At 57.2% G+C, this 15040-nt stretch carries 12 protein-coding genes; 4 read left to right on the top strand and 8 right to left on the bottom strand.

Annotated features, from left to right (window positions below; all coding sequences use genetic code 11):
- Positions 1-312 precede the first annotated feature (312 nt).
- The 3 genes from A6V37_RS03350 to A6V37_RS03340 all read right to left on the bottom strand — a co-directional run bounded on the left by A6V37_RS03350 (position 313) and on the right by A6V37_RS03340 (position 3409).
- On the bottom strand, positions 313-813 hold the full coding sequence (locus tag A6V37_RS03350) for an Ohr family peroxiredoxin (protein ID WP_064266180.1): 501 nt from the start codon (positions 811-813) through the stop codon (positions 313-315).
- Positions 814-1219: 406 nt separating this feature from the next.
- On the bottom strand, positions 1220-1930 hold the full coding sequence (locus A6V37_RS03345) for an SDR family NAD(P)-dependent oxidoreductase (RefSeq protein WP_064266179.1): 711 nt from the start codon (positions 1928-1930) through the stop codon (positions 1220-1222).
- A gap of 702 nt (positions 1931-2632) precedes the next feature.
- A complete protein-coding gene (locus A6V37_RS03340; protein ID WP_064266178.1) occupies positions 2633-3409 on the bottom strand; it encodes an SH3 domain-containing protein in 777 nt (258 codons plus the stop codon).
- Positions 3410-3638: 229 nt separating this feature from the next.
- Here A6V37_RS03340 and A6V37_RS03335 point away from each other — a divergent pair, with 229 nt between their 5' ends.
- The 3 genes from A6V37_RS03335 to A6V37_RS03325 all read left to right on the top strand — a co-directional run bounded on the left by A6V37_RS03335 (position 3639) and on the right by A6V37_RS03325 (position 6215).
- The gene (locus A6V37_RS03335) at positions 3639-4448 is read left to right on the top strand and encodes a mechanosensitive ion channel family protein (protein WP_064266177.1); all 810 of its coding nucleotides are present in this window, start codon (positions 3639-3641) and stop codon (positions 4446-4448) included.
- Positions 4449-4588: 140 nt separating this feature from the next.
- Entirely contained in the window at positions 4589-5527 is a 939-nt protein-coding gene (locus A6V37_RS03330; protein ID WP_100249351.1) for a S1C family serine protease, read from the top strand.
- Between the two features lie 34 nt (positions 5528-5561).
- Positions 5562-6215 (top strand): response regulator transcription factor, encoded by a 654-nt coding sequence (locus A6V37_RS03325; RefSeq protein WP_064266176.1) that lies wholly within the window; start codon positions 5562-5564, stop codon positions 6213-6215.
- Between the two features lie 292 nt (positions 6216-6507).
- On the opposite strand, the gene A6V37_RS03320 is transcribed toward A6V37_RS03325, so the two are convergent.
- On the bottom strand, positions 6508-7341 hold the full coding sequence (locus A6V37_RS03320; RefSeq protein WP_242665742.1) for a PAS domain S-box protein: 834 nt from the start codon (positions 7339-7341) through the stop codon (positions 6508-6510).
- Between the two features lie 773 nt (positions 7342-8114).
- Here A6V37_RS03320 and A6V37_RS03315 point away from each other — a divergent pair.
- Positions 8115-9674, top strand: coding sequence for a hypothetical protein (locus A6V37_RS03315; RefSeq protein ID WP_064266174.1), 1560 nt, complete (start codon positions 8115-8117; stop codon positions 9672-9674).
- Between the two features lie 130 nt (positions 9675-9804).
- Here the strand turns inward: A6V37_RS03315 and A6V37_RS03310 are convergent, their stop codons facing one another.
- From A6V37_RS03310 to A6V37_RS03295, 4 genes are all read right to left on the bottom strand, one after another.
- Complete coding sequence (locus A6V37_RS03310; protein WP_064266173.1) at positions 9805-10746, bottom strand: hypothetical protein; 942 nt, start codon at positions 10744-10746, stop codon at positions 9805-9807.
- A gap of 94 nt (positions 10747-10840) precedes the next feature.
- Positions 10841-11959 carry a glycosyltransferase family protein gene (locus A6V37_RS03305; protein ID WP_064266172.1) on the bottom strand — a complete coding sequence of 373 codons (1119 nt, stop codon included), beginning with the start codon at positions 11957-11959 and terminating at the stop codon, positions 10841-10843.
- Positions 11960-12028: 69 nt separating this feature from the next.
- Positions 12029-13036 carry an ATP-grasp fold amidoligase family protein gene (locus tag A6V37_RS03300; RefSeq protein WP_064266171.1) on the bottom strand — a complete coding sequence of 336 codons (1008 nt, stop codon included), beginning with the start codon at positions 13034-13036 and terminating at the stop codon, positions 12029-12031.
- Between the two features lie 54 nt (positions 13037-13090).
- Entirely contained in the window at positions 13091-14005 is a 915-nt protein-coding gene (locus A6V37_RS03295) for a helix-turn-helix domain-containing protein (RefSeq protein WP_064266229.1), read from the bottom strand.
- Positions 14006-15040: the final 1035 nt, after the last annotated feature.

Genomic DNA, 15040 nt, shown 5'->3' with positions numbered 1-15040 from the left:
TGGTGGGCACGGCAAGATGTTCGCGTGACTACAAATTTATGCCTTGGGTATGGGAAAGAACATTTAACAAATGACTGGCTTTGTACCTACGAATGGGCGAGGTCCTCATACATCGATTTGAGCTGTCAGTAGTATTCCTTCGAATTCTGGAGCAGCGCTCCGGGCAGTTTGCGTGCGGCAAAAATCCGCGTTAGCCATGGCGATAGGCAAGCAGGTCCCACGGATAGATGCGTGAGGGAAAGCATGTTGAAGGGCGATTTGATGCCGCGTTGATCAGCCATATCCGATCGAGTTGGTGCGAAATGGGCGTGGTCAGTCAACAATGGTCGCGATACTGATAGCCCCATGTTTGGCCATTTTTGCATACGGACATATGCGCTCTGCGTTTCGAACCAACTCTTCAACCACGCGTCGCTCAATTCCCGGTATGCGAACCCGAACTTCAATGACTAACCCATAGCCTCCGTCGATAGGATCACGACCGAATGAAACCTGCACTTCCACAATCGCATCGTTGATCTCCATCGCAGCGCGATGTCCGAGCAGGTTCAGCACTCCGTGAAAGCAGGCTGCAAAGCTTGCGGCGAACAATTGCTCGGGGTTGGTCCCGGTACCCGGTCCGCCGAGTTCATTGGGCAATCTCAAATCCAGAACAAGTTTTCCGTCATCTGATCGAACTACGCCTGACGCACGGCCGTGCCCTGTCTCGCCGCCGGAAACGGCGACAGTCGTTGTGTACAGCGGATCGAACTCCCGGCCGCGATACTTGTCGAGGAGAGACAGCGGGGGCGGCTCCAGTTTCTTGCTATCCATGATGTATTCTCGACATCTGTGACTCACATTTCGACTGTCCGTCATCCATTGGTCGAAGCTTGCGTTGCCGGGTTTGGATAATGTTCAGAACAGCATCCGCCTCAAATGGTGGCGAGGTGGCGTTATCTATTCGAACCTGTGAGCCTGCAAAGGTGTTTCATGATGAGACGGCGGAGGACCCCGGAGTCGATAACAATAGTAGATGGGCGCGGAGCGGGAGGGTAGACCCGTCGATAGACTCGTAATGTTTCCATTTTGACGCCAATCCCAGTATACGGATGAAATCGGGGTAGCCTCTAATGAGAGCGAAGAGAGGCTGATGCCACGTTTCTATGTCACTCCGATGAAAGCACCCTGCGTCGTACAGCATGCCTCGGAAGTGCGAGGAGCATTGCTGGTACAGATCTTAGCGACCTGCACTTTGTCCGCCGTCAACGTGCAGGATCTCTCCAGTGACGAACGGTGCCGAGTCGAGGTACAGAATGGCGTTGGCAATATCACTTGTCTCGCCCATACGTCCAATGGGATGAAAAGCCCCCAAGGCCTGGTGAGTTTCCGGCGCGTGCATGGGCGTTTTGATAATCCCCGGCGCGACGGCATTCACGCGAATGCCCTTCTTCGCGTATTCAATGGCAAGCGACTTTGTGGCGGCATTCTGTCCACCTTTTGTCAGAGCAGCTAGAACCGAGTAAACACCACTGATCGCGTTCTGGTCGATGCCGGATGTGACGCTTACCACGTGGCCACTCGAATGCTTTTCCATTTCGGCGATGGCGAGTTGCGTAATGTGATAGAAACCGGCAATGTTCACATTCGTCACCGCAGCGTAATCTTCCGCGGTGTGTTCGGTGAATGGTTTACCGATGTAAATGCCGGCGTTGTTCACTAGCGTATCGATCCGGCCGAATCGCGCTATACCTTCGGAGATAACACGCCTCGCAGTTGAAGGGTCACCGATATCACCCGCTATGGTCACAATATTTGCGTCGTCTGACGGCTTGATTGAACGTGACGTCGCGACAATTCGGTAGTCGAGCTTTCGAAATGCCCTGACGACTTCCGCGCCGATGCCTTGGGATGCGCCGGTAACAACGACAACTTTCTTTGACGTGTTCATAACTTCCCAAAATTTTCGTTCGCCATCAACACCAGTCTGGGTGATGGCGGTGGTGAACGCAGAGTCGTGCTTGTAGATTCAGGCTTTGCATAAACCTCAATTAGCTTTTTTATCCCACGCCAGCCACTGGTCGAGACCGAATCGACGCATCCGCGCGCCGCTTTGTCCGGGCCCGGCTTCGCGGAGCAAAGTGACGGGTCGCAACCCGATGCATCCGGCCCACCATTTGGGACGATTTTTGTGTCACTTGTTCCAAACAAACTACGAACGCGCGGGTGCGCAAGGCGTACGTCGAATCGCGTGAGAGTGCCAGCCGTGCCTCCATCGCGTAGGACTATTCTGAAAGAATCCCTGCTAACCGATAAGTGCCAAGAATTGTCGTGCCGACTAGTCCATGTCATATCCCATTCCGTTATCGCTGATGGTGTCAGCCTCTCAAATCATCGTGCAGCGTCATATCGGCACGTGCTTGGATATAGTTACGCGGATCCTTCCACTATCTTCCTAAGCGTTTCATTCGCACCGCTTGAACCCTAATCCAATTGGGATTTCCGGGCGCCTCAGCTTCTCTTGAAGTCCCCCGCTTTCCGCTGACATCCCCGATTGTTCGGACGGATTTGGTCGCAGCAAGGCCTGTGAAAAAACGTGATCAATATGCCAAGCACTGCTTATGTTAGCGATGCAAGCGCGTACCAGCACAGCCTAATGGTTGTCCGGATGGTTCTCGCGTTCATTGCTGCCGTGTGCTTCTCCTCCGCGTGCTTCTCCGCCGCGCTGCTGGGGCTGTGGATTGCCACCGTGTGGCGGCGGTGCTTCCGTCACGTGAGCCGGACCTTGCCCTGGCTGAAAACCAGGTTGCGACGGCGGTCGGGCTTGAGGCGGAACCTGTTGCTGAAGACCGCCGCGCTGCGGTGGCTGCCCCATCGGACGATTCACGCCGGGCTGGGGAGCACCGCCACGCTCCGCGGGCGTTTCCGGAGCGCGTCCATACGCAGGCTCACGACCGGGCGGTGGCGGCGGTGGTCGACCGGCGTCGCCGCGAGCGGGCGGGGGGCCTTCACGCACGGGTGGCGGGTGATTCGCCCAGCGCGGCGCATCGTGGTACCACGGGCGGCCACGATAATAGTGGCCCCAGTAGGAATCGATCGAAAACACGACCACAGGCAGCCCAATCTGCACGCCGTAGGTCATGACCGGAACATTCGCGCCCTGATACGGATAGCTGAGACTCCCGCCGTAGACCCATCCGCGCAAATCGGGCGCCGCGACGTCGCACCAGGTGTAGCCCTCGACGCAGCCCATCACCGAGAGGGACACGCCTTCCGGCACCTCTGCTACGACCGGGTAATCCGGTGCGGGACCGGCGTAGACGTCCACGGGCGCATTCGTATAGGCCTGGACCTGCGCGAAAGCCGTGCCGGAGAACGCTGTCAGACAGACACCTCCTGCGATGACCCGGATGACAAAGTGCTTCTGCATGATTCCTCCCAACCGGAACGTGTCTGACGTTTCTTCGACGTGGTTTGGCGCTAGTTAGTGCGCAGCGTCGAGCCAGACATTGCTTCGTACGGTCGCCTGGTCCTTTCCTTGCGACATGCAATGAAGCCAGCAAGTAACGTGCCGCCACAACGGCACGAAAAGGCGGGAACGTATCCTGCTGCTTTGTGCCAGGAGAACCTGTTCCCGCACAACGGAGTGAATACGAACAATGAACGACCTCTTTGCCCGTCTGTTGCACTTTCAGCCGTCGTTGCTCGTTACGTTGACGAACGACGTCATTCACATTGCGCTCGCTGCGCTGATCCTGATCGTCGGCTGGTGGGTTTCGAATCGCGTCGGCGGGCTGTTCGCCAGAGCGCTTGCACGCACGCATGCCGATCCCACGCTGGCACCGATGCTGGCGGCAATGAGTACATGGGCCGTGCGAGTGCTGGTCTTCGTCGCGGCACTCAGCGAAGTCGGCATCGCGACAGCGAGTGTGTTGGCCGTGCTCGGCGCGGCCGGCCTCGCGATCGGCCTCGCCTTGCAAGGTACGTTGCAAAATATCGCGGCCGGCATGATGCTGCTGATGCTGCGGCCATTTCGCGTCGGCGATGTAATCGAGGGCAGCGGGGCGGCTGCGGGCATTGTGCGTGAAGTGGGTCTTTTCACTACGCGCATCGAACGTGGCGACGGCAATGCCGTGTTCGTACCGAACAGCCAGATCTGGAGCAATCCGGTCATCAACTACAGCAGCGGCGGCACCGAGCGCATCGAGGTCGAAGTCGGGCTCGCCCAGCGCAAGGACGTCGATGCGGCGATCGGAGAATTGAAGAAAATGGTCGCCGACGAGCCGCGTGTTCTCAGCGGTTCGACGCTCGCGCCTGTCGTCACCGTTGCGGACTATCTGGACAACGGCGGCGCCACTTTGCGCATCGCCGCATGGGTGCGTACGCCGGATGCGTCGCTTGCCAGCGACGACCTTCACGAGCACGCGCAGACGGCGCTCGAACAGGCCGGTTGTCCGGTGGCGGCTTAGGGACTACCCGTTCGGGTGGTGCGCGCCTGTTGTCATCCTGTCATTCTGAATGCGCTTGCCGGCACTTTGCTGGCGAAGCATCGCGACCACATGGACGCGATGCACAAACCTCGCGCGTTTCAACTGGCAGGAGAAATCACATGGAAACCTCAACCTCCAGCGGAAATCCTTTGCTGGACCTTTCCGATAACCTGGCGGGCATCGTCGAGCGCGTGGGGCAGCGCGTCGTCGCGGTGCACGGCCGCCGTCGCCTTCCTTCGAGTGGGGTAATCTGGCGGCATGGCGTCGTCGTGACGGCGGCGCACACGCTCAGACATGAAGACGGGATCAAGGTGACGCTGTCCGATAACCGGACCGTCGCGGCGGTTCTCGCGGGGCAGGACACGGGTACTGACCTCGCCGTGCTCAAACTGGACGGCATCGAGATCGATCCGGTCGAGTCCGGCGATGCCGGCTCGCTCAAGGCAGGCCATCTGGTGCTCGCGGTCGCGCGGGCTGATGGGCTCGGCGCCAGTGCGGACTTCGGCGTGGTCGGCGCCGTCGGCGGTCCCTGGCGCACGTGGCGGGGCGGGCAACTGGATGCATTCGTGCGGCTCGACGGCGGCCTGCGTCCGGGTTTCTCGGGTGCGGCGCTCGCGGATATGCGCGGACAGGTCGTGGGCATCTGCACCTCGGCGCTCGCGCGTGGCGCCGGCATGCTGATTCCCGCAACAACCGTGGCGCGCGTCACCGACGAGCTGCTGACCAAAGGACACGTGTCGCGCGGCTACCTCGGCGTCGGCACGCAGCCCGTGGAACTGTCGGAAGCGTGGATCAAGAAAATGGCGTTATCGTCCGATCGCGGCTTGCTGATCGTTTCGCTCGCAACGAATGGTCCAGCGGAAAAGGCCGGCATACTGATTGGCGACGTGCTGATCGCAATGAATGACGAACCATGCCGGGACTTCGACGACCTGCACGCGGTGCTGAGTGCCGAGCGCGTCGGACAGCCGTTGAAAATCACGCTGATTCGCGGCGGGGAGCGTCAGGAGTGCGCCGTTATTCTCGGTGAACGCCCGCAACGGAACGCGTGCCGGTGAGGTTAGGGTAACCAGTCAAGCGTCGGGTGGACAGATGGCACGCACGAGCCCGATCCGGGTCGCCGTAATCGCCGATGCGCCGCAGGTGCGCGCACGCTTGCAAGCGCTTGTCGACGCGACTCCGGCACTCGGGATCGCAGGCAGTGCGGCCGACGGTGACACGCTTGCCCGCTGCCTTGCTGGTTCGTTGCCCGATGTGATCGTGATCGACCTGGAGCCGGAGGCGGGCGAGCCGCTCGGGTGCGGATTCGATGCCGATCAAGCGCCGCCCGCGCTCGTTCTGTTGACCGACGAGGCGGACAACGACTGGACCCATGAGGCGTTGCCGGGCAACGTCATGGCGATTCTGCCGCGCGACGCGACGGATGGTGAAATTGTCGCCGCGATCGAAGCCGCAGTTGCGGGTCTGTGCGTATTGCCACCGGAGATGTTTGCGAGGCTGCTGGCCGGGAACAAGCCGTCTCGCTCGATGGAATCCGCGGTGCACGTCGAAGCCCTGACGCCACGCGAGATCGAAGTACTGACAATGCTTGCCGAAGGGCTTGGCAATAAGGATATTGCGCGCCAACTCGTCATCTCCGAGAACACCGTGAAATTCCACCTCTCCTCGATTTTCGGCAAGCTGGGCGCAACCAGCCGCACGGAAGCAGTCATGCTGGGCATGCGGCACGGATTCATCATGATGTAGCGCAGGCACTGTGGGCAGCTCATCACCCCTCTGATTAGTAGGGTGCGTTGCGTGCGCTGTTTCGGGTAGCATCGGTTTCAATATATGGGCTTGACTGCGTCGCCAAGGGCGTAAGCGATTTGCCGGGCCGCGATAGTTCAAATAGCCGGAAACCTGAGAGAACCCAACAAAAGCCCGGAATACGAGTAAAAAACCGACGGGCTCTGCGTGAAAAAACATTCCACAAGGCGTACTCGCGTGGCTAGCGGGTGCGCCTCGCGCGCGCGATCCTTCCGCGCGGAATCAGTCGCGCCTACCTGTCGCCAGATTGGGCGATACCGCCAGAAAGATGCTTGAGCCAAAGGCTCATCAAACCTGCACGTCCCCGCACGCCGTATTTGCGGAAAATCCCGGTGATATAGGAATGAGTCGTCGACGCGGCGAGACCGAGCCGCTCGGCGATCTGTTTCTCAGTGGCCTCGGTCAGCAGCAGTTCAACCACTTTGCGTTCGTGAGGGGCAAGGATGGACAGCAGTGCTGCGGGCGAGGCCTCTCGCCGACGGAATTCGGTCACGTCGCGGGCTACGCCGACGCGCAATCGTTCGTGCGCGAGCCAATGCGCTGACCACGTGACGTAGACGTCGCTCCCATTTTTATGCCGATACCGGTTCTCAAAGCCTACTCGCTTGCGCCCTGCCAATACCTCTTTCGCTTCGAGGCGCGTGGCGTCCTGATCGGCCGGTACGACGAAATCGATGATGAACTGATCGACGAAGTCACCCGGTGCGTAGCCGAAGATATCCTCGCACGCGGCACTGGCATGGCGTATGCGTCCCCGCTCACTCACGAGGAAGATTGCGTCGGGCGAATAATCCGCGGCCGTGATGACAAGATTTTCGATGGGTTCGCTTTTCATGGCCGGGTACCGATTCCTGCATAAGCGGATCGTGCTTGCGAGGCCGCCCCGCGTAAGTGCTTCAGAGATTGGAAGCAGGTTGAGCTGCAACGGCAGCGTAGCGCGATACGAAACAACGGTCAATTTTACTTGCCGGATGCCCGGATCCACACGAATGCGGAATATATTCGTAACGCCCGGTCTGGCCCCCTGTGAACTGTGACAGCTTGATTGCAGCTCATTCTTGAGCATGAGATGTCGCGTCGGGCAATAGAAAGTTGTTCTGCAATACGAAGTAAATATTTCTGGTGAAAGTGCTGCTTGAACTTCTCAACTGGCGGTTCTCTCATCAGGAAAAATTTGCGTCTTTTCTATCACGGTTGTTATCGAAGCGTAAGCGACGACGCTCTCGTGAGTGGTGCATTGTCCGCGACTTGCTGGCGCCCTCGAACTCGCCACACAAAATACGAACGTTTCTTAGGGTCGAAGTAAGAAAGTTGGCGATCATCCAATCCTCTGATCATCATGAGAAAGAGGGGATCTTGTTGATGCGGCGAATTATTAGAAATATTCTTACTATTTGTCTGAAAAGTACTATTTCTTGTGGGATAGAGCAGGTATTCCGGGTACGATTTACCCCGGTCACGACGAGTGCGCGGAAGAAATTGCGGGTGGCGGCAGAAAGTTTATTTGTCTGCTGAAACGTTAGCGCATTACGTGGTGAGAGCGCTTTGAGCAGCAGTGGGCATCCCAGCCACGTTGTTTCCCATCGGCTAAAAGCAGTAGGACGCGCAGACCAGCTCGCGGTCGCGATCGGTAACGCTCGTCCGCAGGACTGTCACATCAGATCAGGTTTCACCTCGCACCATTTAATCAGGCTTTGAGCTGCATCCAGGATATGAAGAAGATCTTCTTCTAATAATTAGGATAGCAAAACAACCAGGGTTGTCTATAGGCGCGTGCTCACTCGAAGACTTTAAAACCCAATATCTGTATTTTCTATCGACAGCGGGAAATTATTTGCCATGGTAAGACGACGTCAATTTATTGGTGGCCTGGCGGCCCTCGGGGGAAGTTATCTTTTGAGCGCCTGCGGTGGAGGCTCGGAAGGTGGCAGCAACGGGACGCCTGGATCTGCTGCCGCACAAGCGACGGCACGCGCAAGCGCCGCATCCGCCAGCGGCACGACAATACCGCCGGCAGCTTCGATTACTGACAGCTCGGGTGCCGTATGGACGGTGTCGGGCGGGGTGCTGTATCAGAACGGAGCGCAAGCAGGCAACAACTACAATGTGGCGCTCGTGCTGTGGTACAACGGCAGCATCTATCACGAGAACACGGCGGGTAAGTTCTACCAATGGAGCAACTCGACATGGGTGAGTTGCATCGATCCGCGACAGGGCAGCGTTTCCGCGGACGGCACCACTCTGCCTTCAGCGCCGTACATTCTGGATAAAGCGGGCTCGAAATGGACGCTCGTGAACGGCGTCGTTTACAAGAACGGCACTGTCGTCGGCATCAACTTCAACGTGTCGCTCGTACTCTGGTACGGCGGCAAGGTCTATCACTGCAACACGAGTGGTCAGTTCTACGCGAATGCGGAGGTCCCCGCCCAATGGCTGGCGTGCTCCGATCCGCGTATCGCCGTTGCGCCGACCACCGGTAGCTTCTACGGTATCAACGGGCACTACGACTATACCTACTCGCCGACGCAACTGGTCACGATTCTGAAGGCGATGGGCTGCACCAGCTATCGTGTCGGCTGCACGTCCGATCCCACCCAGATCAATGCAGTCGCCAAGCTGGCACAAGCTTTCCAGTCGGCTGGAATCAAGCTGCTCGTATTGATTAACCAGGGGCTCTACGACAGCAGCGGCAAACTCTTCAGCGGTGAGTCTGCCGCCTACAGCGCCGGCTATTCGGCGGGCTCAGCGGTTGCAGGTGCGTTGATGTCATATGGCGTGAGCATCTATGAGTGCGGCAACGAGCTGACGCGCGATGGCGCCATCATTCTGGATTCCACCAACGCAGGAACGAAGGCGCTCGACTTCAACAATACAAACTGGCCGGTCATGCGGGGCGTGATGCGCGGCATGATCGACGGGGTGAAATCGGTTCAGTCTTCAGCGAAGTGCGGCATCAACTTCTGCGTGAACGATGTCGGCGCAGCCGACGCGTTGTGGGAGGGTACGCAACCTGACGGAAGCAGCGGCTATTCCAAGGTTCGCTGGGATGTCACGACCTGGCACAATTACGAAGTCTACGGCGATATCTTCAACATCGGCACCGATGGCGCGGGTCCGGGCTTCGATCTGCCAACGTACTGCAAGGCCCGATACGGCGTGCCTTTCATCATTACCGAGTGGAATACGGGCCCGGAACAGGCCGAAACCTATCGGGCAAATTACATCACGACGCAACTGGGTCAGTTCTATCAAGCGAGAAAGACCCACAACATACAGTCGGTGATGTACTACGTGCTTGATAGTGGCAACGATACTTTCGGCATTATGATGAACGGCTCGCCAATCAATCCGTCGTACAGTGCGTTTACGACTTTCACCTCCGGCAATCCGGATAACTAAGCCGGACAACCGGGCCGCACAATCGAGCCGGCAGGCGTCTGACTGGATTGTGAACCCGGTCTCCTCTTTAACGCCTAAGAGGAGACCGGCGCTGTGCATCTCAAGCGTGGCCGCCTAAAGCGCTCAACCTTCAACTCCATTCCAACATCCGCTCGATATCAGCCTCATTGAACTGGGCGATGATCGCCTCCGAGTCATTGACGCCAAACCCGACCGCGACGGTTCCATCGTGAACTGCTAATCCGCAGCAGAACTCGACGCCATATTCCTTCCAGTAAAACGGTTCAGAAAGCACAGCATCCCAGATCGGGTCAAAATAGACAAACCTGTGCTTATAAAGATGTTTCTTGCCTCGGCTCCGCTCGTGTACGACGCACAGCCAGCCGTTCTTCCATTCGACTAACTGGGATGATCCCAGCAAATCCTTCGGTACCTTCAAAGGCTTCCGAAGCGACACCTTCGCACCATTCTCACTGATCTCCACAATCGTCAATGGATTCATTGTGTGTACGGCCATGAGTTTCCCGTCGGACACGAAAGGCATCCAGTTCTTCTCGCGGCTTGAACCAACTGGCGACTCGATCAGGTAACTTTCCACGACGCGTTGACCAGACAGCTTCTGAAGAGCCATTGTGTTGATGTCGCCCGAGTTGCTGCGCGCACTGCCCAGACTCCACAAATCGTCCTTCCAGAAGAAGGTTCGCAAGTCTTCGAATCCATCGCCCGACCTACCGGGTACATTCCTGAAAGCAGCGTCTTCCAGAGAGGCCATGTTCAGAACATTCAGGTTCGTGGATAAATTGCCAATATAGTTAATGGTGTCGTAGCCTTCACCATGCAGCTTCACTCCGCCGCTCTCCATGAGCTCATAGTTAACCGATCTGACAACGATGGCATATCCAGTTCCATCAAAACACAATGTTGGATTACAGGGGCGGTATTCACCCGGAATCTTCATTGAGACAAACTTTGGGCGAAGTGTATGGAACAGGATATCTTCCGTAGGACGCTCGGTGACATACCTATACAGGAAAGCCTTGAGCCGTACCGGAACCAGTTGTGAAGTGGGCATGCAGGTCTTTCTCCTGGGCAGAGTTTTACTGAGGCTGAAATAATTCGGGTGACTTTGCGGAGATGACGGTCGCCACGCGACGTCTGCCGGGCCTTTACCAAACAACCGGTTTCTCGACCGAATCGCGGCGGTGACCCTCAACGGCTTCAAAGAACTGCCCGTAGCGGCGTCGACAGGCATTCCAGCCGAACTCATCGATAGCCAGATTGCCTGAGTTGCGCACAATCGCCGGCCACGATTTGCTAATCGATCGAACAACCCTGGGGAGCTCAGCGATGTCGTCGAACAGCACGACGTTGTCGAACTTCCTGGCTGCCGACACCATGAACGGTGTCGCGCGCGAGATCAGCAAAGGCACGCGTCCGATGGCCTCGAAGAACGCGCCGCTTACCAGCATCGAGTCGGCGGTGTGCGGCAGAATCAGCACGTCGCTATCGGCAATGCTTTGCGCGAACTCCGCGTCGGACAGGAACCTGGCGTCCAGTCGCACGACGTTCCGGAGAGCTCGTTTGTCGATGATTTCGTTCAGGGTCGCAAGGTAAGCTTGCGTGCCGTGCCCGGCGATAGACAGCGCGCACTCGCTCGGCCAGACATCGAGCAGAGCGTCAATCTGCTTGTATGGGCGAATCACGCCGAGCAATGAAAACAGCGGCTTCGCACCGTGTTCCTTCGGTGTGGCAGGCGCCTGTCCCGGCACGTCCCAATAGAGTGGGTGCGGCAGATATTGTGCGTTGTACTGGGCCTGGAAATCCGGGGCATGGACTACGCGGAAGTCCGCGAGGCGACGAACGAGCGCAATAATCCGCATCGATAAGCGTCTGTTGAAGCCAACCGTATCGTGGACAGCGTGATCGTGTATGAAATAGACGACCTTCGCCCGCGCGATCAACATGAGTGTGCAGTAGAACGCGAATAGCAGCGTCCCCGTCAAGCTCAGGCGGGCCGTGCCTTTGTCCCGCTTGAATGGCCGGTACTCAAGCCAATGAAAAGCAAGGATGTTGCTTGGTTTGAACAGTTGTAGAAAACCGCCTTTGAGCAACCCCTTGATGGAAAGCGGCACGACGTCGTAACCGATCGAGCTATAGAGATCCTTCTGGATCTTTATATAGCGATTCGTGGGGTTGGTGAAAGGGCACATCATCACGCGCGGGCGTGATCTTTCGGGCGCCGTGTCATCGATCGGATTGCGTGCATTACTGGCAGCTTGCGTCATCGGTGCTTCTCCGGTTGATTTGAAAGGCGCAAAGACATCGGCCGAAGCGCGCGCAAAAACAATACCTGCTCAGCTCAGCAATCGCCCCCACTCGTAGTCGATACTGTCGGGTGTAAAAGGCAACACACCTGCACCCCGCGTGAAGGTAAGTTCGCCGAAGAAAACCTGGTTGTCCGGCGCGTACAGGTCCACGCGGACATAGTCAAAGTCTTCACATAGGGTGGCTGCGATGTCCAGCACGGATTGCAGGTTCTTCGGGCGCGGAGCGGGTCCGGTGCTCCGTTTGTAGTGCCCGATCGCCACGTTGAGATGATTCCAGTCGGCGTCGTAGACATCGCCGTGCGTCGCGTTGCCGAACCGGTCGGATATCACCAGGATGTAGATGATGGGACGTCCCGGCCGGCCGCCAAAACAATGCACTTTGTAATCAGCCGGTATCTGGCCGGAATGGTCCAGAAGGAGCTGCTCAAAGTAGATACGTGGCTTGATCTCGCGGTAATGGCGTTCACGTGCAATGTAGTAGAAGTCAGTAGACAGCCACCGTTCAGCGAGAAGCTGCAACTGTTCGAACGAGGTCTCGGACTTGTTTCGCACAACCTCGACGAAATTGCTGCCGTGGTTCGCCTTCATGACAAAGGAAGCAGGTAGCGCGTCGAAGACTTCCCGCGTCAATACATCTGGCGTTGAAATCAGCGGTATCAGATGCTTCTCCCCAATCTTGGCGGCTACATATGCGCGTACCGAAAGTTTGTCGGCCAAACCGATGTAGCGGGGATCCGGTCTGAGGTTTCGTTGCAGGATCTTTTCGTTGAAAGTGGCCGGGTGCAAAAGATTCGGATATCGGCCAATACACTTGTGATGTAGCAGACTCAGAAACACGGCATCGGGCAGCATGCATTTGCCGGCCTCCTTGAACCGCCTGATCATGGAAACCGACTGCTGCGTTGGCCGATGCAGATCCTTCGACGGGTGGCTCACCTGTTCCTCTACGATCATTTCGGGCAGTGGTGCTTCCTTGCGCGGAAATTTGGATGAGGTGGACTCCAGGTCGAACTGCGCGGAGTCGCTGGTCGTCATGTCTCGATCCATGGCTGATGGAGCCGCGAAGCTGCGGTCGGACATTCAGTGCGCTTATCGCTCGATCTCACTCGAGGTAACCCAGACCTCCTCAGGCGTGAGCCGTCGCTCCTCGGACTCGATGTGCTGCTGCGCGCGGAATTGTGTGGGCGACACGCCATATCGCTCCTTGAACAGCCGGCCGAGTCGATTGCCGTCGCCCATTCCGCACCGTCGCGCGATCTTGTCGACCGGCAAATCGGTACCTCTGAGCAACGTGCAGGCAACTTCAAAGCGCGTGCGCAGCAGGTACTCGAGCGGGGTTATACCGAACTCGTATTTGAAACGACGTTGAAAATTGCGCTTGCTCATGGCGGCGGATTCGGCCGCCTTGGCCACTGAGATCGCCTTGCTGTAGTTTTCCTTGATCCAGCGTGCTGACTCGCGAATCTTGTCGGCTGTCGTGATGATGCTCGCATCGTCCAGTTCCGGCTTGTCCCGCTCGACGTAGATCGTTTGCAGCGCTCGGGCAATCTTTCGCGCGATGTCCGAATTCAGGTCGTGCTCGATCTGCGCAAGTGCAAGGTCAGTGGGCGTCGCGCTGCTGCCGCTGCTTGCGCCACCGCCCCCGTCATCGAAGAAAAAGACGGGCACTGTCGATTGCAGCGGGTTCTTGCACACAACGGCAAGACTCGCTCCTTGCTGAATACCACGCGATGCAATTGATCCGTGGCGAGAGATCCATGAAAGAAAGCGCCCGTTGGACTCCGCGGTCTCCGCGGTGTCACGGCAAGCGACAAAGAACGCATGGAAATCGGCAAGGCTGAATCGTTCGAGACTCTGGGTCCAGATCAGGAGGCTCGATGAACTTGTCACCAGACCGCCTTTGTCTGACAGCGCCGAGATCCGATACGGACGCTCGTCACCCCTCGTGGTTTCGAACTCGTTGGCAAGGCGGAAAGCATCGCTGACGGCTCCGGTGCTCAGCATGGAGCAATCCTGGAAGATCAGGAGGCCAATGTGTTTCGCCGCTTTCAACCCATTCTGACGCTCATTGATGCGCGACGCGAAATTACTGGTGGAAGTCATATGGCTAATTTCTCCAAATACGCAATCACAATACGTGAAGAGATTAGTGCAGCGAGAATTGCGAGACGAATTTGGCCGGAATTTCAGGGTGTTTTGGCGTAATTGTCATGGCTTGTGGAATTCTTACTTGAAATTCCATGAATAAGCGCTTTAATTCTACTTCTGGCCCGAAACTTTTTCCGTTTCCAGTGAGCGGCCTTGCACCGGATTGATGCCGGTGGTGGGTCGTTAAGGCCGGTCTGGCAAGGGTTTGCGCAAGGTGATCAGGGTAGAACGAGCGTTCTCGGGGAGAGACAGTTGCTAAGCTTCTGTCACGGCGCCGCACTTCATCTGTACAACTCTGTTACAGCGCTTACAGGTCGCAACAACGCTTTCTGAAGCGATTCCATCTGTAATACGATCAACTAAATCGGCCATTAATACCCGAATTTATGCCGTTCGCGATATGACGTGATTTTTTGTTCTATGCTTCACTGCAACATGAATGGATGGGTTTGCTCTGCTGGTTGGTTGAATTATTCTGTTTGTCGAGTAATCTGCTTTAAGACATTGTCCGGCCGCTGTGGGCAGGGACATACCAATTGCCGTTCTCCAAAACCGCCGAAGGCCTTGACTGGTCAGCATGCGCGATCGCACGAAGCTGTGATCGGCCGGCAAAGCCTTCTCAGAGATGTCCGCGCATGTGAATGCCGGCATTGTCGATATCAGGTAGTTCGATTGGTATATATGCGCCTGTTGGCAAGGCAGCGTGGCTGCATTGTTCGCGGCCCGCAATGAAGCCGGGCTTTAGGTTTCTCGATTAAACATTAGTAGTACGAATGCACTGAAGTCATCCAACCTGACCCTGCATGTCACTACGAGGTGCCGCAGGCCGTGTCGAATCCACTGTCGGCGGCGGTGCCAGATCTCGAACTGATGGTGTGGCGCAGCGGTATC

It is taken from the genome of Paraburkholderia ginsengiterrae (assembly GCF_001645125.1).
Lineage (GTDB): Bacteria > Pseudomonadota > Gammaproteobacteria > Burkholderiales > Burkholderiaceae > Paraburkholderia > Paraburkholderia ginsengiterrae.
The sequence above is the reverse complement of the archived record's forward strand: the minus strand, read 5'-3'. Positions and strand labels throughout refer to the sequence as shown.